Source organism: Kitasatospora sp. NPDC059146 (assembly GCF_042786665.1).
Classification (GTDB): Bacteria; Actinomycetota; Actinomycetes; order Streptomycetales; family Streptomycetaceae; genus Kitasatospora.
In genome coordinates this window covers 1-26,876 of the sequence record NZ_JBHZCY010000128.1, presented here as the reverse complement: position 1 = coordinate 26,876, position 26,876 = coordinate 1, and the positions used below count along the sequence as shown (strand labels likewise).

At 73.7% G+C, this 26,876-nt stretch carries 19 protein-coding genes and 2 tRNA genes; 11 read left to right on the top strand and 10 right to left on the bottom strand.

The window, feature by feature from the left end:
• Positions 1-74, top strand: a tRNA-Asn gene (locus ACFXPX_RS35830).
• Positions 75-187: 113 nt separating this feature from the next.
• On the opposite strand, the gene pgi is transcribed toward ACFXPX_RS35830, so the two are convergent.
• Entirely contained in the window at positions 188-1,849 is a 1,662-nt protein-coding gene (gene pgi, locus ACFXPX_RS35825) for a glucose-6-phosphate isomerase (protein ID WP_380644543.1), read from the bottom strand.
• A gap of 242 nt (positions 1,850-2,091) precedes the next feature.
• Entirely contained in the window at positions 2,092-3,675 is a 1,584-nt protein-coding gene (locus tag ACFXPX_RS35820) for a Na+/H+ antiporter (protein WP_375883333.1), read from the bottom strand.
• Positions 3,676-3,867: 192 nt separating this feature from the next.
• Here ACFXPX_RS35820 and ACFXPX_RS35815 point away from each other — a divergent pair, with 192 nt between their 5' ends.
• The 4 genes from ACFXPX_RS35815 (at position 3,868) to ACFXPX_RS35800 (ending at position 6,668) form a co-directional block, all read left to right on the top strand.
• Positions 3,868-4,776: an NADP-dependent oxidoreductase gene (locus ACFXPX_RS35815; protein WP_375883332.1), complete on the top strand. Its 909-nt coding sequence runs from the start codon at positions 3,868-3,870 to the stop codon at positions 4,774-4,776.
• A 61-nt stretch (positions 4,777-4,837) separates the two neighbouring features.
• Positions 4,838-4,911, top strand: a tRNA-Lys gene (locus ACFXPX_RS35810).
• A 129-nt stretch (positions 4,912-5,040) separates the two neighbouring features.
• On the top strand, positions 5,041-6,042 hold the full coding sequence (locus ACFXPX_RS35805) for a GlxA family transcriptional regulator (protein WP_380644542.1): 1,002 nt from the start codon (positions 5,041-5,043) through the stop codon (positions 6,040-6,042).
• Complete coding sequence (locus tag ACFXPX_RS35800; protein WP_380644541.1) at positions 6,042-6,668, top strand: DJ-1/PfpI family protein; 627 nt, start codon at positions 6,042-6,044, stop codon at positions 6,666-6,668. The genes ACFXPX_RS35805 and ACFXPX_RS35800 overlap by 1 nt, the downstream gene beginning before the upstream one ends.
• 48 nt (positions 6,669-6,716) lie before the next feature.
• Here ACFXPX_RS35800 and ACFXPX_RS35795 read toward each other — a convergent pair whose 3' ends face one another.
• Positions 6,717-8,384: a chitinase gene (locus ACFXPX_RS35795; protein WP_380644540.1), complete on the bottom strand. Its 1,668-nt coding sequence runs from the start codon at positions 8,382-8,384 to the stop codon at positions 6,717-6,719.
• 204 nt (positions 8,385-8,588) lie between these two features.
• Here ACFXPX_RS35795 and ACFXPX_RS35790 point away from each other — a divergent pair, with 204 nt between their 5' ends.
• Positions 8,589-11,810, top strand: a complete 3,222-nt coding sequence (locus ACFXPX_RS35790; protein WP_380644539.1) for a S41 family peptidase — start codon at positions 8,589-8,591, stop codon at positions 11,808-11,810.
• A gap of 21 nt (positions 11,811-11,831) precedes the next feature.
• Here the strand turns inward: ACFXPX_RS35790 and ACFXPX_RS35785 are convergent, their stop codons facing one another.
• Positions 11,832-12,044: a hypothetical protein gene (locus ACFXPX_RS35785; protein WP_375883320.1), complete on the bottom strand. Its 213-nt coding sequence runs from the start codon at positions 12,042-12,044 to the stop codon at positions 11,832-11,834.
• 140 nt (positions 12,045-12,184) lie between these two features.
• Here ACFXPX_RS35785 and ACFXPX_RS35780 point away from each other — a divergent pair, with 140 nt between their 5' ends.
• A complete protein-coding gene (locus ACFXPX_RS35780) occupies positions 12,185-12,964 on the top strand; it encodes a phosphoribosyl-dephospho-CoA transferase MdcG domain-containing protein (protein ID WP_380529789.1) in 780 nt (259 codons plus the stop codon).
• 24 nt (positions 12,965-12,988) lie between these two features.
• Here the strand turns inward: ACFXPX_RS35780 and ACFXPX_RS35775 are convergent, their stop codons facing one another.
• The 4 genes from ACFXPX_RS35775 to snpA (ACFXPX_RS35760) form a co-directional block, all read right to left on the bottom strand.
• Entirely contained in the window at positions 12,989-15,049 is a 2,061-nt protein-coding gene (locus ACFXPX_RS35775) for a phosphocholine-specific phospholipase C (RefSeq protein WP_380644538.1), read from the bottom strand.
• Between the two features lie 235 nt (positions 15,050-15,284).
• On the bottom strand, positions 15,285-15,944 hold the full coding sequence (locus ACFXPX_RS35770; protein ID WP_380644537.1) for a pentapeptide repeat-containing protein: 660 nt from the start codon (positions 15,942-15,944) through the stop codon (positions 15,285-15,287).
• Positions 15,945-16,098: 154 nt separating this feature from the next.
• On the bottom strand, positions 16,099-16,722 hold the full coding sequence (gene snpA, locus ACFXPX_RS35765; RefSeq protein WP_380529793.1) for a snapalysin: 624 nt from the start codon (positions 16,720-16,722) through the stop codon (positions 16,099-16,101).
• Positions 16,723-17,056: 334 nt separating this feature from the next.
• Positions 17,057-17,695: a snapalysin gene (snpA, locus tag ACFXPX_RS35760; protein WP_380529794.1), complete on the bottom strand. Its 639-nt coding sequence runs from the start codon at positions 17,693-17,695 to the stop codon at positions 17,057-17,059.
• 275 nt (positions 17,696-17,970) lie between these two features.
• Here snpA (ACFXPX_RS35760) and ACFXPX_RS35755 point away from each other — a divergent pair, with 275 nt between their 5' ends.
• Positions 17,971-18,975, top strand: a complete 1,005-nt coding sequence (locus ACFXPX_RS35755) for a LysR family transcriptional regulator (protein WP_375883472.1) — start codon at positions 17,971-17,973, stop codon at positions 18,973-18,975.
• On the opposite strand, the gene ACFXPX_RS35750 is transcribed toward ACFXPX_RS35755, so the two are convergent.
• Entirely contained in the window at positions 18,972-20,192 is a 1,221-nt protein-coding gene (locus ACFXPX_RS35750) for a low temperature requirement protein A (RefSeq protein WP_380644536.1), read from the bottom strand. The two genes, ACFXPX_RS35755 and ACFXPX_RS35750, sit on opposite strands and share 4 nt — an antisense overlap.
• Before the next feature lie 487 nt (positions 20,193-20,679).
• Positions 20,680-22,386 carry an ABC transporter family substrate-binding protein gene (locus tag ACFXPX_RS35745; protein WP_380644535.1) on the bottom strand — a complete coding sequence of 569 codons (1,707 nt, stop codon included), beginning with the start codon at positions 22,384-22,386 and terminating at the stop codon, positions 20,680-20,682.
• Between the two features lie 374 nt (positions 22,387-22,760).
• Here ACFXPX_RS35745 and ACFXPX_RS35740 point away from each other — a divergent pair, with 374 nt between their 5' ends.
• From ACFXPX_RS35740 to ACFXPX_RS35730, 3 genes are read left to right on the top strand one after another with little or no spacing between them, the layout of a single operon-like run.
• Positions 22,761-23,741, top strand: coding sequence for an ABC transporter permease (locus tag ACFXPX_RS35740; protein ID WP_380644534.1), 981 nt, complete (start codon positions 22,761-22,763; stop codon positions 23,739-23,741).
• Between the two features lie 15 nt (positions 23,742-23,756).
• Entirely contained in the window at positions 23,757-24,728 is a 972-nt protein-coding gene (locus tag ACFXPX_RS35735) for an ABC transporter permease (protein WP_380644533.1), read from the top strand.
• The gene (locus ACFXPX_RS35730; protein WP_380644532.1) at positions 24,725-26,827 is read left to right on the top strand and encodes a dipeptide ABC transporter ATP-binding protein; all 2,103 of its coding nucleotides are present in this window, start codon (positions 24,725-24,727) and stop codon (positions 26,825-26,827) included. The genes ACFXPX_RS35735 and ACFXPX_RS35730 overlap by 4 nt, the downstream gene beginning before the upstream one ends.
• Positions 26,828-26,876 lie beyond the last annotated feature (49 nt).

Sequence of the window (26,876 nt, the reverse complement as noted above, 5' to 3'; positions counted from 1 at the left end):
GCGCCGCTAGCTCAGTTGGTCAGCGCTGCTGACTGTTACTCAGGGGGGCCGGGGTTGTAGTCCCTGGCGGCGCACAGACAGCGGGAAGCCCCCTTCCGAGAGCACGGGGCCTTCCGGCGTTTCCACCCCGTGAGCCTGGACGGGGAGAGCCGGGCCGCCCGCCGGAGCGGACGGCCCGGTCCCGCGCTCAGCGGCCGCGCAGCGCGCGGTAGCGAGCCACCAGCGCGGCGGTGGAGCTGTCCAGCTGCCCGCCGCCCTCACCGGTGAGCAGCACCGGCTCGATCCGCTTGGCGAGCACCTTGCCCAGCTCGACGCCCCACTGGTCGAAGGAGTCGATGTTCCAGATCGCGCCCTGGACGAACACCTTGTGCTCGTACAGCGCGACCAGCTGGCCGAGCACCGACGGGGTCAGCTCGGCGGCCAGGATGCTGGTGGTCGGGTGGTTGCCCTTGAAGGTCTTGTGCGGGACGAGCTCGGCCGGCACGCCCTCGGCGGCGACCTCCTCCGGGGTCTTGCCGAAGGCCAGCGCCTGGGTCTGGGCGAAGAAGTTGGCCAGCAGCAGGTCGTGCTGGGCGGCCAGGCGGTCGGGCAGGTCGGCGACGGGGCGGGCGAAGCCGATGAAGTCGGCCGGGACCACCTTGGTGCCCTGGTGCAGCAGCTGGTAGTAGGCGTGCTGGCCGTTGGTGCCGGGGGTGCCCCAGACCACCGGGCCGGTCTGCCAGCCGACCGGGGTGCCGTCGCGGGTCACCGACTTGCCGTTGGACTCCATGTCCAGCTGCTGGAGGTAGGCGGTGAACTTGGACAGGTAGTGCGAGTACGGCAGCACCGCGTGCGCCTGGGCGTCGAAGAACGCGCCGTACCAGACGCCCAGCAGGCCGAGCAGCAGCGGGACGTTCTGCTCCGGCGCGGCGGTGCGGAAGTGCTCGTCGACCAGGTGGAAGCCGTCCAGCATCTCGCGGAAGGCGTCCGGGCCGATGGCGATCATCAGCGAGAGGCCGATCGCCGAGTCGTAGGAGTAGCGGCCGCCGACCCAGTCCCAGAACTCGAACATGTTGGCCGTGTCGATGCCGAAGTCCTGCACGCCCTGGGCGTTGGTGGACAGCGCGACGAAGTGCTTGGCCACCGCCTCGGTGCCGGCGCCAAGGCCGTCGAGCAGCCAGCCGCGGGCGGAGATCGCGTTGGTGATGGTCTCGATGGTGGTGAAGGTCTTCGAGGCCACGATGAACAGCGTCTCGGCCGGGTCGAGGTCCCGGACCGCCTCGTGCAGGTCGGCGCCGTCCACGTTGGAGACGAAGCGGACCGCCAGGTCGCGCCTGCCGAAGGAGCGCAGCACCTCGTAGGCCATCGCCGGGCCGAGGTCGGAGCCGCCGATGCCGATGTTGACCACGGTGCGGATGGGCTTGCCGGTGTGGCCCTTCCACTCGCCGCTGCGGACCCGGTCGGCGAAGGCGGCCATCTTGTCCAGGACGGCGTGCACCGCGGGGACGACGTTCACGCCGTCCACCTCGACGACGGCGCCGCGCGGGGCGCGCAGCGCGGTGTGCAGGACGGCCCGCTGCTCGGTGATGTTGATCTTCTCGCCGCGGAACATGGCGTCCCGCAGCTCGGCGACGCCGGTGGCGGCGGCGAGCTCGCGCAGCAGCTCCAGCGTCTCGTCGGTGACCAGGTGCTTGGCGTAGTCCACGTGCAGGTCGCCGACCTGGAGCGTGTGGGTGCGGCCGCGCTCGGGGTCGGCGGCGAACAGCTCGCGCAGGTGGGTCTCGCCCAGCTCGGCCCGGTGCTTGGCCAGGGCGGCCCACTGCGGGGTGCGGTCGAGCGGGGTGCGGGCGTCGGCGCGGGTCTCCGACATCGGTGGGTCCTCGATTCATCTGGGTGCAGAAACCGGCAGGGCCAGGCGTGGGGCCGGTCGTCGTCGAGCGGCTTCGCGAGGTTGCGGCGGTACGGGTGGTGCGCCGACTCCGTTGACGGCCTGCCCGGGTTCAGCCTATGCAACTCCGGCGGGGGTGGTGCACATTCCGGCCGGTCGGGGGCCGTGCCGCCGGGCGGCCGGACTGCCCGTCACTTCCGTTGCACCCGCCGCTCGCGGTGCGTTCACTTCCGCTCGGAGCGCAGGTCCAGTCCGCGCAGCACGTGGTCCACCAGCTCCGGGTCGGCGCCGAGTTCGCTGCGGGCGACCAGCATCTCGCGGCGGGAGGCGGCGATCATCTCCTGCTCGACCTCGGCGGCGGCCCGCCACTGGGCGATCCGCTGCTTCGCCTCGGCGGCCTCCTCCTCGGCGTAGTTCTCCGGGCAGAGCCGGGCCAGCCGGTCGTGCTGACGGTCCCGCAGCCGGTCGGCGACCTCGGCCGGCAGCCTGTCCTGCTCCTCCAGTTCGCCGAGCCGCTCCAGCCCGGCCTTGGCGGCGCGCCACCACAGCCGGCGCACAGCCTGTTCGTGCGCGTCCTGGTCGATGTCCAGCTGGAGCCGCTTGGCCAGCCAGGGCAGGGTCAGGCCCTGCACCAGCAGGGTGAACAGCACCACGCTGAACGCGATGAACACCAGTCGGCCGCGCTCCGGGAAGTCGGCGCCGGAGTGCAGGGTGAGCGGGATGGCCAGGGCCAGGGCGACGGTGGCCACCCCGCGCATGCCGGACCACCAGAGCACCACGCTCTCCCTCCAGCTGAACGGGGTGTCCTCCTCGTTGTTCTTGCGCAGCTTCTTCGACAGCCAGCCGGCCGGCAGCAGCCAGAGCAGCCGGACCGCCACCACGACCGCGATGACCACCGCGGCGTCGCCGAGGAAGCCGGTCCAGCCGCGGCCGGCCTCCTTGAGCACGGTGGCCAGCTCCAGGCCGATCAGGCCGAAGGCGACGCCGGTGATCAGGATCTCGACCACCTCCCAGAAGGCGTTGCCGACCAGCCGGTAGGCGACGGCGTCCGCGTCGGAGGCCCGCTCGGCGAGGTAGAGCGCGCAGATCACCACGGCGAGCACGCCGGAGCCGTGGATCTCCTCCGCGACGGTGTAGGCGGCGAAGGGCACCAGCAGGTTGAGCGCGACCTGCTGGGTCGGGTCGTCCAGGCGGTCGGCGAGCTTGGCGTTCACCCAGCCCAGCACCACGCCGACGACCACCGCGAGCACGGCGGACAGCACGAAGCGCAGCGCCGCGTGGCCGACCGAGAAGTCGCCGCTGACCACGGCCTCGATGGCGAGCGAGTAGACGACGATCGCGGTGACGTCGTTGAACAGGCCCTCGCTCTCCAGGATCGCCACCAGCCGGCGCGGCAGGCCGATGCTGCCGGCCACCGCGACGGCGGCCACCGGGTCGGGCGGGGAGACCAGCGCGCCGACCGCGATCGCGGCGGCGAGCGGCAGCGCGGGCAGCAGCCAGTGCACGGTGCCGGCCACCGCGACGGTGGTGACCACCACCAGGGCGACGGCCAGCAGCAGGATCGAGCGGGCGTTGGCCTTGAAGTAGCGGACGCTGGAGCGCCGGGCGACGGCGAAGATCAGCGGCGGCAGGACCAGCGGGAGGATCAGCTCGGGCTCGATCTTGACGTCCGGGATCTGCGGGACGATCGCCATGACGATGCCGAGCAGGGTCATCAGGACCGGTTGCGGCACGCCCGTCTTGCGGGCGAGTGGCATGGTCACCACGGAGGCGAGCAGCACCAGGAAGAACAGGGGCAGCTGGCCCACGGGGAGGTTCCTCTCGACGACGGTTCGGCGACGGTTCGGCGACGGACGGCTGAGCGCCGCCCAGGATAAATCTGACAATGCGCCCATTCGCGGGGACACGCCGGACGGACCCTTGACCTCAAGCGCACTTCACATCCGAGGATCGGGACGTTCGAGCAGCGGATCGGCCAGTGCCGGCGAGAGGAGCACCCCATGAAGGCGGTCACCGTACCGAGGTCCGGCGGTCCCGAGGTCCTGCGGGTCACCGGGGTGGCGGACCCGGAACCCGGCCCGGGAGAGGTCCGGGTGCGGGTGTACGCCGCCGCGGTCCAGCCGGTGGACCTCGCGATCCGGGAGGGCTTCCGCCCGCCGGGGCTGGTGGCCGCGGAGCCGTTCGTCCTGGGCAACGAGTTCGCCGGGGTGGTGGACCGGCTCGGGCCGGGCGCCGGGCCGTGGCGGGTCGGCGACGAGGTGCTGGGCTTCCGGGTGCTGGGCTGCCAGGCCGAGCTGGTCACGGTGGACGCCGGCCAGTTGGTGGCCAAGCCCGCCGGGATGCCCTGGGAGCAGGCCGGCGCGCTCTCCGCCTCCGGGCAGACCGCGCACGTGGCGCTCGACCTGCTCGGGGTCGGCCCCGGGGAGACCGTGCTGGTGCACGGCGCCTCCGGCGGGGTGGGCACCGTCGCCGTCCAGCTCGCCCGCGCGCTGGGCGCCACCGTGGTCGGCACCGCGAGCGAGCGCAACCACGCCTACCTGCGCGGACTGGGCGCGATCCCGGTCGCGTACGGCGAGGGGCTGGTCGAGCGGGTCCGGGCGGTCGCGCCGCAGGGGGTGGACGCGGCCTTCGACGCGGCCGGGCGGGGCGCGCTGGCCGCCTCCGTCGAGCTGGTCGCCGACCGGGACCGGATCGGCACCGTGGTCGACTACCCGGAGGCCGAGCGGCTGGGCGTCCGGGGGCTGCGCGGGCCGCGCACCGCCGAGCGGCTGGCCGAGCTGGTCCGGCTGTGGGAGGCGGGCGGGCTGCGGCTGGAGATCGCCGAGACGCTGCCGCTGGAGAAGGCCGCCGAGGCGCACCGGCTGGTCGCCACCGGGCACGTCCGCGGCAAGGTGGTGCTGACCGCCTGAGGGCCTCCGGGCCGATTGTGTGTTTCGGCCGCTGACCAGGTAATGTTCTCCACGTCAGCAGGCGCCGCTAGCTCAGTTGGTTAGAGCAGCTGACTCTTAATCAGCGGGTCCGGGGTTCGAGTCCCTGGCGGCGCACAGACAGCCGAGAGGCCCCTTGCGAGAGCAAGGGGCCTCTCGGCGTTCCGGCGTACCCGCGCGCCCCGTGGCAGGAAAGGTGGGAAACCGGTCATTGCTGCCGTCGCGGGCCGGTGACAGGCTGGCCGCATGAGAGCGCGCAGCGTGGTCGTCGTCCTCTACGACGACGTGCAGAGCCTGGACGTGACCGGCCCCCTGGAGGTGTTCGCGGGGGCGGGCGCGGCCGCCGGGCAGCCGGGCGCCTACCGGGTGACCACCGCCTCCGCCGGCGGCCGGCCGGTGCGCAGCTCCAGCGGGCTGCGGCTGCTGCCGGACGCCGACCTCGCCGAGGTCGGGCCGGTGCACACGCTGCTGGTCCCCGGCGGGGTGGACTTCGAGCACCCGGACGGCGCGCTGGTGGCGCGGATCCGGGAGCTGGCCGACCGGGCCGAGCGGGTGGTGTCGGTGTGCACCGGGGCCTTCCTGCTCGCCGAGGCGGGACTGCTGTCCGGGCGCCGGGCGACCACCCACTGGGCGTACTGCGGGGAGCTGGCCCGCCGGTTCCCCGACGTGGCGGTCGACCCGGACCCGATCCACGTCCGGGACGGGCACGTCGCCACCTCGGCCGGGGTCACCGCCGGGATCGACCTGGCGCTGGCCCTGGTCGAGGAGGACCACGGCCGGGACGCCGCGCTGCTGATCGCCCGTCACCTGGTGGTCTTCCTGCGCCGGCCGGGCAACCAGGCCCAGTTCAGCACCCAGCTGGCCGCCCAGGTGGCGGCCCGGCAGCCGCTGCGCGAGGTGCAGCAGTGGATCGCCGAGCACCCCGGGGCGGACCTCTCGGTGGAGGAGCTGGCCCGGCGGTCGGCGCTGTCGCCGCGGCACTTCGCCCGGGCCTTCGCCGCCGAGGTAGGGGTGACCCCGGGCCGGTACGTGGACGGGGTCCGGCTGGAGGCCGCCCGGCGGCTGCTGGAGGACACCGACGACGGCGTCGAGGCGATCGCGCGCTCCTGCGGCTACGGCACCCCGGAGGCGATGCGGCGCGCCTTCGTCCGGACCGTGGCCGCCCCGCCCGCCGAGTACCGCCGCCGCTTCCGTTCCCGGCCCGACGGTCCACCGGCCGGCGGTCCACAGCCCGATGGAGGTCACTGATGCGCATCGCGTTCCTGCTCTACGACGACTTCACCGCCCTGGACGCGGTCGGCCCGTACGAGGTGCTGTCCCGGATCCCCGGGGCCGAGGTGGTGTTCACCGCCGCGAAGCCCGGCCCGGTCCGCTCCGACATGACCCTGGCGCTGACCGCGGACGCCACCCTGGACGAGGTGGACTCCGCCGACGTGCTGCTGGTCCCCGGCGGGCCCGGGACGGAGGCGCAGCTGACGGACCCGGCGGTGCTCGAATGGGTGCGCCGGGTGGACGCGACCACCACCTGGACCACCTCGGTCTGCTCCGGCTCGCTGATCCTCGCCGCCGCCGGCCTGCTGGAGGGCCGCCGGGCCACCAGCCACTGGGGCGTGCTGGACGGCCTGACCCGGTTCGGGGCGGAGCCCACCGGCACCGAGCGGATCGTGGTCGACGGCAAGTACGCGACCGCGGCCGGGGTCTCGGCCGGGATCGACCTCGCGCTGCGGCTGACCGGCCTGATCGCCGGGGACGGGACCGCCCAGGCGATCCAGCTGCTCATCGAGTACGACCCGCAGCCGCCGTACGCCGCGGGCTCCCTCGCCAAGGCCTCCCCGGCGGTGGTGGAGGGGGCGAAGCGGCTGCTGACGGCCTGACGGCGCCGCGCGGGGTCCGCGCCCGACGGGTGCGGACCCCGCCTCCGGTCAGCGGCCGAAGTAGGCGTCGAAGTTCTTGGAGAACTCCCGGCCGCCGAACTGGTCCCAGTTGACCGACCAGGTCATCAGCCCGGCCAGCTTCGGCTGGGCGCCCGAACGCGGCACGTACGTGCCACAGTTGGCCAGCTTGGTGAGGCAGTCCAGGGCCTTGTCCACCTCGGCCGGGGCGACGTAGCCGTTGCCCGCGTTGGTGGTGGCCGGCATGCCGATGGCGACCTTCGAGGCGGGCAGCGGCGGGAACACGTTGTTGGTGTTGCCCGCCACCGGGAAGCCGCTGAGCAGCAGGTCGGTCATCGCGACGTGGAAGTCGGCGCCGCCCATCGAGTGGTACTGGTTGTCCAGGCCCATGACGGAGCCGGAGTTGTAGTCCTGGACGTGCAGCAGGGTGAGGTCGTCGCGCAGCGCGTAGATCACCGGCAGGTACGCCCCGGCGCGCGGGTCCTGACCGCCCCAAGGGCCGGATCCGTAGTACTGGTAGCCGAGTTGGACGAAGAAGGTCTCCGGCGCCATGGTCAGCACGAAGCCCGGGCCGTACTTGGCCTTGAGGGTCTTGAGCGCCGAGATCAGGTTGACGACGACCGCGCTCTTCGGGTTCTTGAAGTCGGTGTCGCCGGTGTCGAGGGAGAGCGAGTGGCCCTCGAAGTCGATGTCCAGTCCGTCCAGGCCCCACCTGTCGATGATGGCCGAGACCGAGCTGACGAAGGTGTCCCGGGCGGCGGTGGTGGTCAGCTGGACCTGGCCGTTCTGGCCGCCGATCGAGATCAGCACCTTCTTGCCCTGGGCGCGCTTGGCGGCGATGGCGGCCTTGAAGTCGGCGTCGGACTCGACGGTCGGGCAGTCGGTGGCCGAGCAGCGGTTGAAGCGGATGTCGCCGGAGGTCGGGGAGGTGGGCTCGCCGAAGGAGAGGTCGATGATGTCCCAGGAGTTGGGGACGTCGGCCATCCGGGTGTAGCCCGCGCCGTTGGCGAAGCTGGCGTGCAGGTAGCCGACCAGGGTGTGGTTGCCGGCGGGGGTCCCGGTCGGGGTCCCGGTGGGCGTGCCCGTCGGGGTCCCGGTCGGCGTGGACGTCGGGGTCCCGGTCGGCGTGGACGTGGGCGTGGGCGTGGGCGTCGGGGTCGGAGTCGGAGTGGGTGTCGGCGTCGGGCTGGGCGCGCCCGGGCCGTCCAGCGAGACGTCGTCCGCGTAGTAGGTGCCCTGTCCGTACCAGCCGTGGGTGTACACGGTGGCGGTGGTCTGGTTGGCACCGGTGGTGAAGCCGAGGCTGAGCTTCTGGTAGCCGCCGCCGGTGCCGGGCGTCCAGGTGCTGGGGCCGCCGCCGTCGACGCCCAGGTAGACGTAGGAGCCGTTGACCCAGGCACTGAGCGTGTACGTGGTGTTCGGTGCGACGGCGACGGTCTGGGCGCACTGGGCGGTGTCGCCCGCGGTGGCCGCGGCGGCGAGCGCGTGGCTGCCGCCGTGCACCGGGCTGGTGACGACGCTGCCGGAGTTGCCGGTGCAGCTCCAGGGGCCGAGCGAGCCGGATTCGAAGCCGCCGTTGACCAGGAACTCGCCGGCCGAGGCGGCGGGTGCCAGGCCGAGGGTGACGCCGACCAGGGTGGCCGCGGCGAGGGCGGAGGCGGTGCCGGCGGCGAGGCCGTTTCTCAGGGTTCTGCGCATGCGGGTGCTCCTGCGGTGGCACGGTCGTGGGGGACGTCCGAGGGCACGCCGGAGCACGCGCCAGTGGGGGGAACGGCCCGGCCTGGCACCCAAGTTGGACTAGACCACTGAAATGGATCCGGCAGTGCGCTGTCAATGGTCCAGACCGGTGCGGGAGGGTGGTCTCCGGTTGCCGCGGGTGACACCCCGTCGAAGGATGGAGGAGTGACCCCGCCCGGCTACCTCCGCCACCCCCACCTGCACGGCAGCCTGCTCACCTTCACCGCCGAGGACGACGTCTGGATCGCCCCGCTGGAACCCGGGGGCGCCGCCACCGGCCGGGCCTGGCGGGTCGGCTGCGACCGCACCCGGGTCAGCCACCCCCGCTTCTCCCCCGACGGCACCACCCTCGCCTGGACCAGCTGGCTCGGCCTGACCCCCGAGGTGTGGACCGCCCCGGTCGAGGGCGGCGAGACCCGCCGGCTCAGCCACTGGGGCAGCCAGGACACCCGGGTGCGCGGCTGGCTGCCGGACGGCGAGGTGCTGGCCGTCACCTCCTTCCACGAGCCCTTCGGCCACTACACCTGGGCGCACGCCCTGCCGCCCGACGGCTCCCCCGGCCGCCGGATGCCCTGGGGGCCGGTCGGCGACGCCCAGCTCAGCCGGGACCGGACCGTCCTGCTCACCGGCGCCGCCCCGCACGAGCCCGCCGCCTGGAAGCGCTACCGCGGCGGCGCGACCGGCCGGCTCTGGGTGGACGGCGAGCCGATCCTCCCCGGGCACACCGGCCACCTCGCCTCCCCCATGCCGGTCGGCGACCGGATCGCCTTCCTCTCCGACCACGAGGGCATCGGCAACCTCTACTCCTGCCGCCCCGACGGCACCGACCTGCGCCGGCACTCCGACCACGCCTCCTACTACGCCCGCGAGGCCGCCACCGACGGCACCCGGATCGTCTACCAGCACGCCGGCGACCTCTGGCTGCTGGACGGCCTGGACGCCCCCGCCCCGCACCGGCTGCGGGTGCCGCTCGGCGGCGCCCGGGCCGGCCGCCGCCCGTACCAGGTCAGTGCGGCCTCCCAGGTCAAGGACCTCGCCTGCGACCGGACCGGCCGGGCCGGGGTGATCACCGTGCGCGGCAGCCAGTACTGGCTCACCCACAAGGACGGCCCGGCCCGGGCGCTCGCCGACACCCCCGGGGTGCGCACCCGGCTGCCGGTGGTGCTCGGGCACACCGGCGAGGCGGCCTGGATCACCGACGCCGAGGGCGCCGACGCGATCGAGGTGATGCCGCTGCCGGGCCACCAGGAGACGGCGTCGCACCAGGAGACGACGGCCCACCGCCACCGGGTGCTCGCCGCCGGCCGGCTCGGCCGGGTCCTGGAGCTCACCGCCGCCCCCGACGGCTCCCGGCTCGCCGCCACCACCTCGGACGGCCGGCTGCTGCTGGTCTCCGCCGAGGACGGCGCGGTGCGCGAACTGGCCGCCTCCGAGCACGGGCCGGTCACCGGCGCCCGGTTCTCCCCCGACTCGCACTGGGTCGCCTGGTCCCAGCCGGCCGCCGGGCGCTCGCTGCGCCGGATCCGGCTCACCCGCACCGACGCCCCCGCCCCGACCACCGACGTCACCGACGGCCGGTTCGAGGACGAGCAACCGGTGTTCACCCGGGACGGCCGCTACCTGGCCTTCCTGTCCTGGCGCGGCTTCGACCCCGTCCACGACGTGCACACCGGCGACCTCTCCTTCCCGGTCGGCTGCCGCCCGTACCTCGTCCCGCTCGCCGCCGACACCCCCTCCCCGTTCGCCGCGCCCGCCGAGGAGGCCGCCCCGCGCGGGGACGGCGACGGCACCGTCCGGGTCGACCCGGCGGGCATCGGCGAGCGGCTGCTCCAGTTCCCGGTGATCGCCTCCAAGTACTCGGCCACCGACGCGGTGCGCGGTGGCCTGGTCTGGCTGCGCTGGCCGATCTCCGGCACCCTCGGGCAGACCTTCGCCAACCCCGACGACACCTCCGGCCGCCCCTCCCTGGAGCACTTCGACCTGGCCCGGGGCACCCGCAGCACCCTGGTCGACAAGCTGGACGGCTACGCCGTCTCCGGGGACGGCGGCTCGATCGCGGTCTACTCGGCCGGGACGCTGCGGGTGATCCCGGTCGCCGCCCCCTCCGCCGGGACCGCCGTCGACCTGCGCCGGATCACCCACACCGTGCACCCGGCCGCCGAGTGGCGCCAGGCGTACCACGAGGCGGCCCGGATCGTCCGGGACCAGTTCTGGGACGAGCGGATGTCCGGCCTGGACTGGCCCGCGCTGGTCGCCCAGTACGAACCGCTGCTGGACCGCGTCTGCTCACCCGACGACTTCGCCGACCTGCTGCGCGAACTCCTCGGCGAGCTCGGCACCTCGCACGCCTACGTCACCCCCTCCCGGCGCGCCGAGGGCCCCGGCCTCGCCCAGCAGCCGCTCGGCCTGCTCGGCGCCAACGCCCACCGCGCCCCCGACGGCCGCTGGCTGGTCGACCGGGTGCTGCCCGGCGAGTCCTCCGACCCGCGTGCCCGCGCCCCGCTGGCCGCCCAGGGCGTCCGGGACGGCGACGAACTGCTGGAGGTCGGCGGCCGCCCGGTGGACCCGGTGCGCGGCCCGCTGCCGCTGCTGGCCGGTACCGGCGGCACCACCGTCGAACTCGCCCTGCGCAGCGGCCCGGACGGCCCGGTGCGGCGGATCACCGTCACCCCGCTGACCGACGAACGGGCCGTCCGCTACCAGGACTGGGTGGCCAAACGCCGTTCCCTGGTACGGGAGTTCAGCGACGGCCGGTGCGGCTACCTGCACATCCCGGACCTCGGCGGCTCCGGCTGGGCGCAGTTCAACCGGGACCTGCGGCGCGAACTGGACAAGCCCGCGCTGGTCCTCGACGTACGCGGCAACGCCGGCGGCAACGTCTCCGAACTCGTCCTGGAGAAGCTCACCCGGCACGTCCTCGCCTGGGACTTCAGCCGCGACCGCCAGCCCGTCCGCTGGCCCCGGCACGCCCTGCGCGGCCCCCTGGTGGCACTCGCGGACGAGGCCACCAGCTCGGACGGGGACGTGATCATCGCGGCGATCAAGCTGCTCGGCCTCGGCCCGGTGATCGGCAACCGGACCTGGGGCGGAGTGGTCGGGATGACCGGGCGGCACACCCTGGGCGACGGCACCCAGATCTCGGTGCCGAAGAACGCCTCCTGGTTCAGCGGCGGGCTCGGCTGGTCGGTGGAGAACCGGGGCGTCGAGCCGGACGTGCACGTGCTGCGCACCCCGCGGGACTGGGCGCGGGGGCGCCACCCGGAGCTGGTCACCGCCGTCCAACTGGCCCTGGACCTGCTGGAGGACGCCCCGGCCGCGGCGCCCCCGCCGGAGTCCACGCCCCGGCCCGACCTGCGGCGCCCGCCGCTGCCGCCGCGGGAGCGCTGACGGCGGCGGGCCCGTCCGGGCTCAGTCCCAGGGGTCGCCCTCGGCCGTCATGTTCTCGGCGGCGCGCCGGTCGGCCTCCTCCTGGGCGGCCGTCCGCTCCTGCGTCTGCCTGCTCCGTTCGACCTCGTCGCTGTACGCGTCGGCGGCCTCGTCGTGGGCGAGCGCGGCGCGCTCGGCGGCCTCCGCGCCACCGGCCTCGTGGCCCCTGTGGAAGATCCTGTCGAGGATGCCCATGACTCCTCCTCCGAACGGATTACCGGGCTGTCCCCCACTCTCACACCGGGAGTCGGCGGTCGCACGTTGAGCCTTTGGTCCCGGCCCGACGCGCCCAAGGGCCGTAGCCGGGCGGCGCGGGACGGGCGGAGGGTGGCGGTGTGAGGAACTCGACCGAGGAACTGCACGACGGACCGCGCCGCCGGGTCGGCGCGCTGGCCGCGCTGGACGGACGGCTGCCCGGCCCCCACGACCTGCTGCTGATGCAGTGCCCGAGCTCGCTGCGCCCACTGGCCGGCGGCGAGCTGCCGGACTGGGCCCGGGCCGTGCTGCGGGCGCACCCGTGGGTCACCGTCGGCCGGGCGCCCTCGCCGGCCGACGCCCCGGTGGACGTCCCGCGCCCGCGGCGCTGCACCCGGGGCCGGCAGGCCGCCCCCGAGCACTGGATCCCGGTCACCGTCCGCGGCCCGCGCCCCGGACAGCGACTGGACGCCCTCGCGCCCTGGGCCGCGGTGGCCCGGACCCTGCGGCCCGAGCAGCTGGTCGGCCGGCAGGGACTGCTGGACCCCGAGCGGGTCACCGGTGTCCCGGCGCTGGCCCTGCTGCCGGAGGTCGGCCGGCTGGTCGCGGACCACCGGCTGGCCTGGGGCCCGATCGGCGCGGTCGGCTACGAGCTGGGCACCGGCGTCCCGGTGGCCGGACCGCTCAGCCCGCTGCGCCTGGTGCTGCGCACCCCGCACCCGGTCAGCCGGCGGGACGCGCTGCAGCTGCGGCGGGCGCTGAGCAAGCTGCCGGTGCCGGTGCAGGCCGAGCTGGAGACCCGCTACGGCGCGGTGCACCTCGCCGAGTACGCGGCCGGGCCGCTCACCGTCACCCTGCTGACGCCGTCCGGGCCCCGGGAGGTCCACGATCCGTGGTTCCCCCGGGGCCCGTACGCGTGAACCGGGACGGTCCGACCGGGACGGTCAGCCGCTGACGCTGGGCGCGCCCGTCTCCAGGTGGCCGGTGAAGCGCTGCGACCAGCTGCTGTCGGCGTCCACCGTGACGGTGAAGTCGTACCAGCCGTTGTTGTAGGCGACCGCGTTGAAGAAGTCGCTGACGCTGCCGCCGGCCGGGACCCGGTACGTCCAGGGCCCGTCCGTGCGGTAGTTGGTGGAGGTGATGGTGAAGGTCATCGGGGCGGTGCCGGAGTTGGCCAGCTTGAAGTAGACGGCGAGCTTGCCGCTGCCCGGCTCGACCGCGTAGGAGGCGGTGACGGCCGCGTTCTTGCCCGCCTTGGTGGCGTCGCCCTTGAAGCGGCGCAGGAAGCGGTTGGGGCCGACCACGGTGAGGTCGTACGGGCCGCCGCCGAAGTTGGTGCCGCAGTTGAAGAAGTCGCTGGTGCTGCCGCCCGGGGCGACGGTGTACTGCCAGGGCCCGCCGCTGCGGTAGGCGTTGGCGTAGGCCGCGAAGTGCGCGGAGTTCACGGCCGCGGTGCCCGTGTTCGCCATCGCGATCCAGACCTTCATCACCCCGCCCGAGCCGAACTCCAGGCGGTCCAGGTTGGCGTTGGGCTGGTACGGCAGGGCGCGGGCCGGGCGGGTGCCGGGCTCCTGGGCGGGCAGCGCGTTGTCGGCGGGTGAGGGGTTGGGCAGCGGGCCGCAGGTGGCCAGGCCGATGGTCTGCGAGGTGTCGGGCAGTGCGGGCAGGCCGTACACCGGGTTGGCGAAGTCGAAGACCGAGGTGAGGTCGCCGCAGACCTGGCGGCGCCAGGCGCTGATGTTGGGGCTGGTGGCGGGCGTGCCGAGGGCGGCGGTCCACACCTCCAGGAAGCGCAGCACCGAGGTGTGGTCGAAGGTCTCGGAGTTGACCCAGCCGCCGCGGGTCCACGGGGAGACGGCGATCAGCGGGACGCGGAAGCCGAGGCCGATGTTGGTGGAGTTGTAGAACTCCCCCGCGGTGCCCGCGGGCGCGGCCGGCGGCGGGACGTGGTCGAAGAAGCCGTCGTTCTCGTCGTAGTTGATCAGCAGGACGGTGGAGTTGAACACGTTGGGGTCCGCGTTCAGGGAGTCCATGACCAGGTGGACGAAGTGCGCGCCGTCCTCGGGCGTGGCGTAGGGGTGCTCGGAGGACTGCTGGTCGGCGACGATCCAGGAGACCTGCGGCAGGGTGCCGTTCAGCACGTCGGAGCGGATCGCGGCGGCGATGTCGTCCGGGGTCCGGCCGGTGACCTTGGGCACCGAGCCCATGCCCTTGACGGCCAGCGGGCTGCCGGCCGCGGCGCCGGTGAACTGGCTGAAGTAGGCGAGGGCGTTGTCGCCGAAGTTGTCGGCGGCGTTCTGGTAGACCTTCCAGCTGACGCCGGCGGCCTCCAGCGCCTCGGCGTAGGTCTGCCAGCGCAGGTTGGACTCGGAGCCGCCGTCGTAGGCGGGGCCGCCGGCGGTGCCGGCCGGGTCGATCGTCCCGCTCCAGTGGTAGGTGCGGTTGGGGCCGGTCGCGCTCAGCACCGAGCAGTGGTAGGCGTCGCAGATGGTCCAGTTGTCGGCCAGCGCGTAGTGGAACGGGATGTCGCCGCGCTGGAGGTGGCCGAGGGTGCGGACGGTGCCCTTGGCGGACACCCAGGAGTCCATCTTGCCGCCGTTCCAGGCCTTGTGCTGGTCGGACCAGGCGTGCGAGAGGTCGCCGTTGCACTGCGCCTGGGTCTCCGGGGAGCCGCTCGCGCCGGAGGGGTTGAAGGCCCACGGGTACTGGCGGGCGAACAGCCCGTTCGGCTGGTTGAAGACGCTGTAGCCGCCGGAGATCTGGATGGCGGCCCGGTCGGCGAAGCCGCGGACGCCCTTGAGGGTGCCGAAGTAGTGGTCGAAGCTGCGGTTCTCCTGCATCAGGATCACCACGTGCTGCACGTCGGTGATGGTGCCGGTGGTGCTGAGCGTGGTGCTGGAGGCGGCCGCGGCGTCCTCGGCCCCGGCGCCGGCGCCGGCCACCGCGAGGCCTGCCGCGGCGGCGCCGGACAGCGTGACGAACTTTCTACGACTCAACTCGGCCATCAGTCCGGTCCGTCCCTTCACTGGCGATGTTGTGTACACAACTCGGGGGCCATCGATCGCGGAGCAGTCTCCACCGCCACCGGAGCGGGCCACCAGATGCGCGCAGCAGGTTTGTCGGACTGTTCGCCCGTGGGTCACCGAGCGACGCCGGGCTGAACGCCAGGCTGATCGGTCGAGGAGGTTCCAGGAGTGCCGAGGAGGGCGTTCCCGGAGCGCCGGGGAGGGCGCGGGCGGCTCAGCGGTCCTTCACCTCGATCCCCAGCGCCTGGGCGAACTGCGGCGCCAGCTCCAGCAGTTGGGGCGAGCTGATGACCGCCCCACGCAGCCCCTGGTGGCCGTCCACCAGTCCGAGCCGGGCGGCCCGGCGCAGGTCCACCTTGCTCAGCACGGCCCCGCGCAGCCGCACCTCCTCCAGCGTCGAGCCGGGGAAGGACACCCCGGTCAGCTTCGCCTCGCCGAAGTCCACGTCGCGCAGCAGGCAGTCCTCGAACACCACGTCCCGCAGCACGGCCGCACGCAGGTTGACCGCCTCCAGCTTGCAGCCGCGGAACACCACCCGGCGCAGCGCCGAGCCGTACCCGGCGATCCCGGCCAGCACGCCGCCGACGAAGGAGCTGTCCTGCCACTCGGTCTCGCTCAGGTCGCAGGCCACCCAGCGGCCGGCCTGCACCCAGACCTCGTTGAACCGGGCCTGGCGCAGCTTGACCCCGCTGAGCGCGACCCCGGTGAAGGCGCACTCCAGGAAGGCCGCCCCGGCACCCGACTCGTCGGTGCGCTGACCGCCGTCGAAGTGCGCGGTGTCGTACCGCTCGTCGCTGCGCAGCGGGCCGGTGTGCGGGCGCAGCAGCTCGGCGTACGGGAGGTCGGCGAGCTGCTCGGGGACGGAACGGGGCATGGCGGGGGCGCCTCTCGGATCGCGGGCGAACGGGTCTCGCCCGCATGCTCGCACGCGGCACCGACAGTCCGGCCACACCCGCCGCACCCGCCTGCGGCGACGCCCCGGCCCGGCCGCTGCGGACGCGGCCGGGCCGGGGCGCTCACGGGTGTTGTCAGCCGCGGGCCCAGAGCGAGTTGACCCGGCTGCGCTCGGCGCTGTTCGGGTACGGGTTGGTGCAGGAGGTGCCGGGGCCGCCGCCCGACATCAGCTCGCTGCACGGGCCGGAGTAGTGGTCCGGCAGGCCGAGCACGTGCCCGGTCTCGTGCGCCGTCACCCGGACCGAGTTGTACTGCCGGTTCTGCTGGTAGTCGAGGAAGACGTAGCCGCGCCCGTGGCCGTCGGTGCTGGCGTAGGAGCCGCGGCTGTCGTTGCCCTCGTAGTAGGCGAAGTCGGCGTTGGAGCCTGCCTGCAGCCGGACGTTGCCGACCGAGCCGTTCCAGATCTGCGCGGCGTTGGCTATCTGGTTGCGGAAGGACGGCGCGGAGCTGGCGTCGTAGGTGACCACGACGGTGGCCAGGCCCGGGCTCGCGGCCTGCTTGGCCTTGGCGGAGGCCATCACGGCCTGGAAGAACGCCTGGTTGTCGGCCGCCTCCTGGGCCGAACCGGCGTACGTCGACGCGGTGTAGCCCTGGACGGCCGGGGCGGCCGGGGCGGCGGCGGCCGCGGTGGTGGGCAGCACGGCGAGGCCCGCCGCGAGGGCGAGGCCGAGGGTCGCGGACAGCACGGATCGCTTCATGTGGGGGCTCCTGAAGGGGTCCTGGAAGTGGGGGGTTCCGGTCCCGGGTGCCGCAGCCGGGTTGGGGGCCGGCTCGGGGGGCACCTGGCGACCGGGTGTCCCCAGAGCTTCGGGCAGCCCGGCGGCCCGGCGGATGATGTCAACCACCGATAGCCCGGTCCAATACCCCCGGCCCCCGCCGGATTCGGGCCGTCTTTTCCTCGTCTTGACCTAGCCATGCCCCTGGCATTCCGTTCCGGGGGCGGCTAGGCTCCGAGGCGGGGAAGTACCCATGCGGCGGGCCGCCCGTTTCCGGCCGGGCGGGCCGCCGCACCCGATTCACCTGCCGGGCAGGTCAGTTGGCCGCCGCCACGCCGTTCGCCCAGAGCGAGTCGACCTGCGCGCTCTCGTTGGCGTCGGGGTGCGCGTTGGTGCAGGACGTACCGGGGCCGTGGCCCGACATCAGTTCGCTGCACGGACCGGAGTAGTCGTCGGGCAGGCCGAGCACGTGCCCCGTCTCGTGGGCGACGATCCGGAGCGAGTAGTACTGCTGGGCCTGCTGGTGGTCGATGAAGATGTAGCCGTGCCCGTGTCCGTCGGTGCTGGCGTACGAGCCGTTCGGGTCGTCGCCCTCGTTGTACGAGAAGTCGCCGGTGCCGCCGCTCGCCTCCTGGAGCTGGACGTTGTGCACCGAGCCGTTCCAGATCTGCGCGGCGTTGGCGATGTCGCCGGCGAAGGAGGGGGCGTTGGAGGCGTCGTAGGTGACGGTGACGGTGGTCAGGCCGGGGTCGGCGGCCCGCTTGGCCGCGACGGAGGCCATCACGGCCCGGAAGAACGCCTGGTTGTTCGCGGCCTCCTCGGCCGAACCGGCGTACCTCGACGTGGTGTGGCCGTGGACGGCCGGGGCGGCGGGCGCGGCGACGGCGGTGGCGGGCAGGACCAGGGCGCCGGCGAGGGCCAGGCCCAGGGTCGCGGACAGCACGGATCGCTTCATGTGGGGGCTCCGGATTCCGGGGCGCGCCGGCCCGCCGGGGCCGGTGGGGGCCGGCCGTACGGTGGCGGCGCGCGGTGGGGGCCGTCCCGGCCGGGGCCGGGGCGGTGCGGTGTCCCCGAGCTTCGACCCGTCCGGGCCCGTCGCGGATGATGTCAACCGGCGATAGTCCGGCCGCATACCGGTGCCGGGGGTGCCGGGATCCGCCGCGCGATCCGCTGTGCGGTCCGTCGCGCGGCCAGTCGCTGCACACTTGATTTTCTGTCATGTCCTTGGCGATGTGGCTCGGTGACGTCTATGCTCCCGTCGTGGAGCTCGACGTGAGACACCTCCGGGTGCTGTGCGCGATTGCCGACACCGGCAGCCTCCGCAAGGCCGCGCTCCAACTCGGCATGACCCAGCCCTCCCTCACCACCCAGCTGCACCGCATCGAACGGGCCATCGGCGGAACCCTGTTCACCCGCGAGCAGACCGGCAGCCGGCCCACCGCGCTCGGCCACTCGGTGCTGTCCCGGGCCCGGCCGGTGATCAGCGAGATGGCCGCCCTGGTCGCCGCCGCCCGGCAGGAGGCCCGCGACACCGCGGGGCCCGGCCGGCAGCGCCGGCTGCGGATCGGCAGCGTCGGCAGCCGGGCCGTCGCCGCCTGGCTGCGCCGGGTGCACGAGCGGCTGCCGGACACCGACACCACCATCCACGTCGACATCTCCGCCAGCGCGCTGCTGCGGATGGTCGCCTCCGACCAGCTGGACGTGGCCTTCGTGTACGAGAGCGAGGGCTTCCCGCTGCGGGTCCCGCCGGACGCCGAGCACCGGGTGCTGATGGCCCGCGAGCCGCAGTTCGTCGCGCTCGCCGCCGGGCACCCGGCCGCCGCCCGGCCGGTGGTCCACCTCGCCGACCTCGCCGAGGACACCTGGATGGTCGACCCGACCGCCGACCACGAGTACGCCGCGATGCGCCGGGTGTTCAGCGAGGCCGGGCTCAACCCCCGGGTGGTGCAGGTGCGGGACAACGCCACCGCCGCCGAGCTGGTCGCCTCCGGCGAGGCCGTCCGCCCCTGCCAGCCGACCTCGCTGCCCGGGCCCGGCACGGTGGTCCGCCCGGTGCACGGGGACCCGCTGGCCGTCCGGCTGCTGTTCACCTGGCGCCCCCGGGTGCTCAGCCAGCCCGCCCTGGACGCGCTCTACGGTGAACTGCGCGCCGCCTACCTGGACCTGGCCAAGGTCAACCCGGCCTACCTGGACTGGCTGGCCCGGCACGAGCCCTTCCTGCTGGAACGGGTCTAGACCTGCGCCCGCCGGTCCTCCCGGCCCTCCCGGCTGTGGACCAGCACCCCCACCGCGACCATCAGCGCGCACACCAGGCCCGCGGCCAGCACCCCCGGGCCGCCGAGCGCGGTGCAGGCCAGCACCAGCGCCGCCCCGAGCGGCGCGATCGACTGCGCGACCGGCCCGCGCTTGGTGTGCCGGGAGTGCAGGTACCAGACGGTCACCAGGTAGACCGCCGTCGGCACGGTGACCGTCGCGGTGGCGGCCGTCTCGGAGATCTCCGCCTTGTGCACGGCCGACTCCACCGCCACCTCCAGCCCGGTGCCGATCGCCGCCGCCGAGCCGAACACCAGGTAGTGCCCGTACCCCCAGGCGAAGGCCTGCCGGTTGGAGCGCAGGTGGTCGTGGACCGGCCGGGCGAAGTAGATCCACCAGGCCGCGAAGCAGATCAGCAGCCCGCCGACCGCCACCGGCACCAGCCGGCCCAGCCCCTCGTGCTCGTCCACCGCCGACTGCACCGCCACCGTCGCGGCGGCCACCGTCTCACCGAGCACGATCAGGGTGAACAGCCCGTACCGCTCGGCGATGTGGTGCGGGTGCCAGGAGGTCTGCGCCCGCAGCTCGGCGACCACCGGCACGGCGAGCTCGCACAGCACGCCGATCGGGATGACCACCGGCCGGGCGGCGTCCGGCAGCAGCAGCACCACCACCCAGCCGAGCTGGCACAGCGTGATCCCCGCCGCGTAGCGCAGCGCGACCCGGCGGGCCTCACCCTGTTCGCCGGACGCCGCGCGCAGCCACTGGGTGACCATCGCCAGGCGCATCACCACGTAGCCGGTGATCCCCAGTGTCAGGTCCTGGGTCTCGAACATCCTCGGCACCCCGGCGGCCAGGATCAGCACCCCGGCGATCTGCACCAGGGTGGTGACCCGGTACGGCACGTCGTCGCAGTCGTACGCGGAGGCGAACCAGGTGAAGTTCATCCAGGCCCACCAGATGGCGAAGAAGACCATCGTGTAGCCGCGCAGGCCCTCGCCGTAGTGCCCGGCGGCCAGGGAGTGGGCGAGTTCCCGACCGGCCTGGCCGACCGCGACCACGAAGCAGAGGTCGAAGAAGAGTTCCAGCGGGGTGGCGACCCGGTGCGGCTCGGCGCGGTCGCGCGGGACCATCCGGCGCACCGGGGGCGGGTCGACGTGCTGCGCTCGGGGTGCCTCGGCGGCGTGGTCACTGGCCATCGGTGCTGCTCCGGGGGTCGGGGCGGGGCGGGGGCGGCCCGGCTGGGCCCGCCGTCCCGCGCATCCTGGCAGTGGCCGGGGTCCGACGCACGCACCGGCGCGGGCGCGTGCGCCGGTGCGGCAACTCCGTTCGAACCCGGGCACGATGCCCGTGTATGCCCCTTTTCTCCTTGCCGTCAGCGAGAGTTGACGCCCCGGTGCGCGAAGTGGGTGACAGCGCGGCGGGTTTCCGGGCGCGCCCCGCGCGCTGCGCCGCGACCGGCCCGGCGGCCCCGCTAGATTCGTCCCCGGTTGGAAGCGAGCACGGGCCCCTCGCGGGGCCCCACGACACGGGCGGCCTGCGGGCAACGCGGAAGGTCAAGGCCGGTGGCAGGACAGCGGGGGCGGCGTAGCCGGCCCACCCGTGTCCGCACCACCGGCCTCGTGATCACCGCGCTGCTCGCCAGCGCCTGCCGTGCGGTCGCCGTCGCCACCGCGACGGCCCGGGTCACTTCTCCCAGCCGACCTTGGTGTAGTCCTCCTGGGCGAGGCCGAAGGCCCCGTAGTTGGCGAGCCCCTTGCGGGTCGCCACCACGGCGGGCCGCTGGTAGAGCTCGACGGTGTGGCCGAGCTCCCAGATCTTCGCGTCAGCCTGGTTGTAGAGCTTCGCGGCCTCCGCCGGGTCGACCGTCCCGGCCGCCTTCTTCAACAGGTCGTCGATCTCCTGGCTGCCCAGGCGGGACGGGTTCTGGAAGGAGTTGTCGCCCACCGGCAGGCGGAAGTTGGCCAGGCTCTTGGAGTTCGGGAAGGAGTCGGTGTTGCGCCAGCTCGCGAGGTCGAACTTGCCCGGGGTCACGTACTTGGAGAAGAAGTCGTTGGCGGCCACCTTGTCCAGGTCGACCTTGACCCCGGCCGCCTGCCACATCGCCGCCGCCGCGGTGGCGAGGTCGAGCTGCGCCTGCACGGTGCCGTCGCTGAGCACCCAGTGCAGTTCCAGCGGCTTGCCGTCCTTGGTGCGCGGCTGACCGCTGCCGGCCTCCTTCCAGCCCGCGTCGTCCAGCTCCTTCTTGGCGGCGGCCAGGTCGAACCTGGCCCACTCGCCGGAGTTGTCCTGGTACCCGACCTGGTTGGGCATGATGATGTGGTTGCCGAGCGGCTTGAACTCGACCGGCACCCCGTTGTTGGCGATCTTGATCAGCGCCGAGCGGTCGAGCGCCCTGCCGAGCGCCTGGCGGACCTTCTGGTCCGCCAGCGCGCCGTTGCCGCCGAAGGAGATGTGCACCTCGTCCCACGGGCTGGCGGCCCGGATCACGGAGTCCTTGGCGTTCTTGAGCTGCCCGTACGCGGCGGCGGTGCTGGCCGCGGCGAGGTCGATCTCGTTGTTCAGGTAGGCCTGGATGCTCGCCGACTTGTCCATCACCCGGAAGGTGATCCGGTCCAGCTTGGGCCTGGTCCCCCACCAGGCCGGGTCCGGGACGAGGGTGAGGGTCTGCGCGGTCTTGTCGGCCGTCCCGATCTTGAACGCGCCCGCGGTGATCGGGATCTTCTCCACCCAGGCCTTGTTGAAGTCGTCCGGGGTCGAGATCGCCGCCGCCGGGATGAGCGGGCGGAACAGGCCCTGCCAGTCCGCGTACGGCTGGGCGAAGGTCACCTTCACCTCGGTCGGATCGGCGCCCTGCTCGACCGCGGAGATGAGCTCGTAGCCGGACGGGTCGGCGATGTTGTACGCCGGGTCCTTGCCGTTGCTGGTCTGCCAGTCCGCCTTGAAGTCCAGGTAGCTGAGCGGTTTGCCGTCCGACCACTTGGCCTTGGGGTTCAGCTTGTAGGTGACCACCTGCGGCGAGGTCGAGGTGACCTTGGCGTCCACCAGGTAGTTCGCGTTCGGCTGGAAGGTGCCGGAGGCGTCGGTGCTGAACAGCGTCGGCTCCACGGCACGAATCAGGCTCACCGTGTCGGTGTACGAACCGCCGTCCACCTGGAGCGGGTTCCACTGGGCGATCCACTGGTCCAGCTGGAACCGCACCTCGCCGCCGTCCTTGATCTGGTCCAGCGGCTTGGCGTTGATGTCCTGGGAGTCCTGTCTCGGCGGCGCGCTCTTCGCCACGTCCGCGCCCGAACCGCCCCCGCCCGAGGTGCACGCGGTGGCCGCCAGCACGACGGCGACGGCGAGGGCGGTCGCCCGGCCGAGGCGACGGGCGGTGCTGGAAGCGTCCATGAGGGTCCCCCTGGGATCGGTGGCAGGCGTCGGGCGGGCGTCACGGGTCGGGTTCGTCCGGTTCGTGACACGAGTTGGGGCGTACGAGGCATGACCGGGCTTGAGCGTGGGCACTCAATCCGGCACCGAGCCAGAGGAACGTAACAGCGGATCAGATCCGCCACCAGGGGGAGGAGCGGACGCCTGATCAAAAAGTCACACAGGGAAATCCCGCCGCAACATCGCAGCCGTACCCCGGTGCCAGACTGCGACCTGCGCGTTCCCCAACTCCCCCACTCTCCCTGCCACCTGACGCCCTGACCGGGCTCCGACCGAAGGCCACCCCCGATGCCCACCAGACGCGTCGCCCCCGCCCCCGCCCCGGGCCGCCGCTGATGCTCCGCTACCTGTCGAAACGGCTGAGCTACTACGCGGCGCTGCTGCTCGCCGCCGTGTTCCTGGCCTACGCGATATCCGCCGGCGCCCTGCAACCGCGCACCTACTTCGACGCCAAGGTGCCGCGCCCGGCCGCCGAATCGGTCGAACGCCAGCTCACCGCGCTCAACCTGAACGACCACACCCCGGTCGTCGAACGCTTCGGCCACTGGGCCGGCGGCCTGCTCCACGGCGACCTCGGCCGGACCATCCACGACACCCCGGTCAACGACGACTTCGGCCGCCGGGTCTGGGTCTCGCTGCGCCTGCTGCTGATCGGCAGCCTGCTCGGCACCGTCCTCGGCGTCGCCGCCGGGGCCTGGAGCGCCGTGCGCCAGTACCGGATCTCCGACCGGGTGCTCACCGTGCTGTCCTTCGTCCTGCTCTCCACCCCGGTCTTCCTGGTCGCCCTCCTGCTCAAGAACGGCGCGATCGCCGCCAAGGACGCGGCCGGCCACGACGTCGTCCCGTTCACCGGCTACGAGACCCCCGGACTGGCCGGCGGCCTCGGCACCCACCTCGCCGACTGGGCCCTGCACCTGCTGCTGCCCACCGTCTCGCTCGCCCTCGGCGGCCTCGCCACCTACAGCCGCTACCAGCGCGGCACCATGCTCGACGTGCTCGGCTCCGACTACCTGCGCACCGCCGAGGCCAAGGGCCTCACCCGGCGCCGGGCCCTGCTCAAGCACGGACTGCGCACCGCCGTGATCCCCATGTCGACGATGTTCGCCTACAGCTTCCTGGGCATCTTCACCGGCGCGATCTTCACCGAGACCATCTTCGGCTGGCACGGCATGGGCGAGTGGCTGATCCAGTCGATCAACGAACAGGACGTCAACTCCGTGGTGGCGATCAACCTGTTCACCGCCGCCGTCGTGCTCGCCTCCGGCTTCCTCGCCGACACCCTGCACGCCGCCCTCGACCCGCGCGTGCGGTCCTGACCGGAGGAAGCCGAGATGACCGTCGCCGCCACCGCCGACACCCCGACCCCCGACCCCGCGCACGGACCCGCGCACGCCTCCGCCCCCGCCGGCACTCCCCGGGCCGGCGGACGGGGCCGGCTCGTCCTGGCCCGCCTGCTCGCCGCCCGCGGCGCCGTGGCCGGGGCCGTGCTGATCCTGCTGCTGTTCGTCCTCGCCTTCGGCGGGCCGTACCTGACGCCCTGGGACTACGCCGCCCCCGACTTCACCGCCCTGCACCAACCCCCCTCCGGCGCCCACTGGTTCGGCACCAACGGGGTCGGCCAGGACGTGTTCGCCCAGACCGTCCGCGGACTGCAGAAGTCACTGATCATCGGCCTGCTGGTGGCGCTCTTCTCCACCGCGCTGGCCTCCCTGGTCGGCGCCTGCGCCGGCTACTTCGGCGGCTGGACCGACCGGGCGCTGATGTTCCTGGTCGACCTCATGCTGGTCTTCCCCAGCTTCCTGATCATCACCGTGGTCTCGCCCCGGCTGCGCAGCAGCGGCTGGATCGCCTTCGTGCTGCTGCTCGCCCTGTTCAACTGGATGATCACCGCCCGGGTGGTCCGCTCGATGACCGTCTCCCTGCGCGAGCGCGAATTCGTCCGCGCCGCACGGTTCATGGGCGTCCGGCCGCTGCGGATCATCACCCGGCACATCCTGCCGAACGTCGCCTCCTTCCTCATCGTCGACGCCACCATCGCGGTCGGCGGCGCGGTGATGAGCGAGACCGCCCTCTCCTACTTCGGCTTCGGCGTCCGGCCGCCGGACGTCTCGCTCGGCACCCTGCTCGCCGCCGGAACCGGCGAGGCCCCGGTGTTCCCCTGGATGTTCTACTTCGCGGCCGGACTGCTGGTGCTGTTCGTGCTCGCCGTCAACCTGGTCGGGGACGGGCTCCGCGACGCCCTCGACCCCACCGCCGGGGGCGCGCCGCGCCGTACCCGCCGCCTTCGGAGGAAGCAGAAGTGAGCACCGCGGAAGCAGAAGTGACCACCGCCGTCGAGACCCCGCTGCTCGCCGTCCGGGACCTGCGGGTGGACTTCGCCGGCCCGCACGGACCGGTGCCCGCCGTACGCGGGGTGGACCTCACCCTGCGCCGCGGCGAGACCCTCGGCATCGTCGGCGAGTCCGGCTCCGGGAAGTCCGTCACCGCGCTGTCCGTGCTCGGGCTGCTGCCGGGCACCGCCCGGATCGCGGGCTCGGTGCGGCTGGACGGCCGGGAACTGGTCGGCCTGCCCGGCAGGGAACTCGCCGCGATCCGCGGCCGCCGGGTCGCCATGGTGTTCCAGGACCCGCTGTCCGCCTTCACCCCGGTCTACCGGATCGGCGACCAGATCGCCGAGGCCGTCCGGATCCACCAGCCGGTCGACCGGGCCACCGCCCGCCGCCGGGCCGCCGAACTCCTCGACCTGGTCGGCATCCCGGCGCCCGACCGGGCCCTGGACAGCTTCCCCCACGAGTTCTCCGGCGGCATGCGCCAGCGCGCCATGATCGCCATGGCCATCGCCAACCAGCCCGACATCCTGCTCGCCGACGAGCCCACCACCGCGTTGGACGTCACCATCCAGGCCCAGGTGCTCGACGTGCTGCGCACCGCCCGGCAGGAGACCGGCGCGGCGCTCGTCCTGGTCAGCCACGACCTCGGGGTGATCGCCGGGGCGGCCGACCGGGTCGCCGTGATGTACGCGGGCCGGGTGGTCGAGACCGCCGGGGTGGACGAGCTGTTCGCGGCGCCGCGCCACCCGTACACCCTCGGACTGATCGGCGCGCTGCCCCGGCTGGACGGGCGCGGCGGCCCGCTGGTGCCGATCCCCGGCGCCCCGGCACCGATGGCCGAACTGCCGCCCGGCTGCCCGTTCGCCGCGCGCTGCCCGCTCGCGGAGGAGCGCTGCTCGACGGCCGAGCCCGAGCTGGTGGGCACCGAGGCCGGACCGGCGGGCCCGGACGGCCACCTGGCCGCGTGCGTGCGGTCGGCGGAGCTGGCCGAGCGGCGGCCCGCGCCGAGCGAGGTGTACCCCGTGCCGGAGCTGCCCCCGGGGCCCGCCGCCGGGGACCGCTCGGCCCGGCCGCAGGTGCTCTCGGTGACCGGGCTGGGCAAGACCTTCCCGCTGCTCAAGGGCACGGTGTTCAAGCGGAGGGTCGGCGAGGTCTACGCGGTGGACGGCGTCGACCTGGACCTGCGCCAGGGCGAGACCCTCGGCCTGGTCGGGGAGTCCGGCTCGGGCAAGTCCACCACGCTGTTCGAGCTGCTGAGCCTGGACGCCCCGGAGACCGGCCGGATCGAGCTGCTCGGCCACGACACCGCCCGGCTCACCCGGGCCGAGGCCCAGCGGCTCCGCTCCGAACTGCAGATCGTCTTCCAGGACCCGATGGCCAGCCTCGACCCCCGGATGCCGGTCGGCGACATCGTCGCCGAGCCGCTGCGCGCCCAGCACGCCCCGCGCGAGGAGGTCGCCCGCCGGGTGCCCGAGCTGCTCCGCCAGGTCGGGCTCGACCCGGACCACGCGGTCCGCTACCCGCACCAGTTCTCCGGCGGGCAGCGCCAGCGGATCTCCATCGCCCGGGCCCTCGCCGTCCGGCCCAAACTGCTGGTGCTGGACGAACCGGTCTCCGCCCTGGACGTCTCGATCCAGGCCGGGGTGCTCAACCTGCTCCAGTCGCTCAAGGCCGAACTCGGGCTGTCCTACCTGTTCGTCTCGCACGACCTCTCGGTGATCCGGCACCTCGCCGACCGGGTCAGCGTGATGTACCTCGGCCGGACGGTCGAGCAGGGCCCGGTCACCAGCGTCTTCGAACGGCCCCGCCACCCGTACACCCGGGCGCTGCTCTCCGCCGCCGAACGGGCCCGCGACCGCATCCTGCTGGCCGGCGACCCGCCCTCCCCCACCGAGCGCCGCACCGGCTGCCCGTTCCGCACCCGCTGCCCGCTCTACGCCGGGCTCGCGGACGCCACGGCCCGGGCGCGCTGCGAGCAGGAGCGCCCGGGCCTCGACGGCGACCGGGCGGGGGCCGGAGCGGGAGCCGGGGCGGAGGGCGACCACCGGGCCGCCTGTCATCACCCGGGGTGACGACGGAATCCTCACCTCCGGTGACCGGCCGAATACGATTCGGCAGAAC

What these genes read in the sequence shown, in the direction of transcription:
- ACFXPX_RS35740 (WP_380644534.1), top strand. Translation starts at nt 22,761, where the DNA reads ATGCTCCGCTACCTGTCGAAACGGCTGAGCTACTACGCGGCGCTGCTG.
- ACFXPX_RS35800 (WP_380644541.1), top strand. Translation starts at nt 6,042, where the DNA reads ATGCGCATCGCGTTCCTGCTCTACGACGACTTCACCGCCCTGGACGCG.
- ACFXPX_RS35755 (WP_375883472.1), top strand. Translation starts at nt 17,971, where the DNA reads ATGTGGCTCGGTGACGTCTATGCTCCCGTCGTGGAGCTCGACGTGAGA.
- ACFXPX_RS35815 (WP_375883332.1), top strand. Translation starts at nt 3,868, where the DNA reads ATGAAGGCGGTCACCGTACCGAGGTCCGGCGGTCCCGAGGTCCTGCGG.
- ACFXPX_RS35750 (WP_380644536.1), bottom strand. Translation starts at nt 20,192, where the DNA reads ATGGCCAGTGACCACGCCGCCGAGGCACCCCGAGCGCAGCACGTCGAC.
- ACFXPX_RS35795 (WP_380644540.1), bottom strand. Translation starts at nt 8,384, where the DNA reads ATGCGCAGAACCCTGAGAAACGGCCTCGCCGCCGGCACCGCCTCCGCC.
- ACFXPX_RS35745 (WP_380644535.1), bottom strand. Translation starts at nt 22,386, where the DNA reads ATGGACGCTTCCAGCACCGCCCGTCGCCTCGGCCGGGCGACCGCCCTC.
- ACFXPX_RS35805 (WP_380644542.1), top strand. Translation starts at nt 5,041, where the DNA reads ATGAGAGCGCGCAGCGTGGTCGTCGTCCTCTACGACGACGTGCAGAGC.
- snpA (WP_380529793.1), bottom strand. Translation starts at nt 16,722, where the DNA reads ATGAAGCGATCCGTGCTGTCCGCGACCCTCGGCCTCGCCCTCGCGGCG.
- ACFXPX_RS35785 (WP_375883320.1), bottom strand. Translation starts at nt 12,044, where the DNA reads ATGGGCATCCTCGACAGGATCTTCCACAGGGGCCACGAGGCCGGTGGC.
- ACFXPX_RS35770 (WP_380644537.1), bottom strand. Translation starts at nt 15,944, where the DNA reads ATGCCCCGTTCCGTCCCCGAGCAGCTCGCCGACCTCCCGTACGCCGAG.
- ACFXPX_RS35775 (WP_380644538.1), bottom strand. Translation starts at nt 15,049, where the DNA reads ATGGCCGAGTTGAGTCGTAGAAAGTTCGTCACGCTGTCCGGCGCCGCC.
- snpA (WP_380529794.1), bottom strand. Translation starts at nt 17,695, where the DNA reads ATGAAGCGATCCGTGCTGTCCGCGACCCTGGGCCTGGCCCTCGCCGGC.
- ACFXPX_RS35735 (WP_380644533.1), top strand. Translation starts at nt 23,757, where the DNA reads ATGACCGTCGCCGCCACCGCCGACACCCCGACCCCCGACCCCGCGCAC.
- pgi (WP_380644543.1), bottom strand. Translation starts at nt 1,849, where the DNA reads ATGTCGGAGACCCGCGCCGACGCCCGCACCCCGCTCGACCGCACCCCG.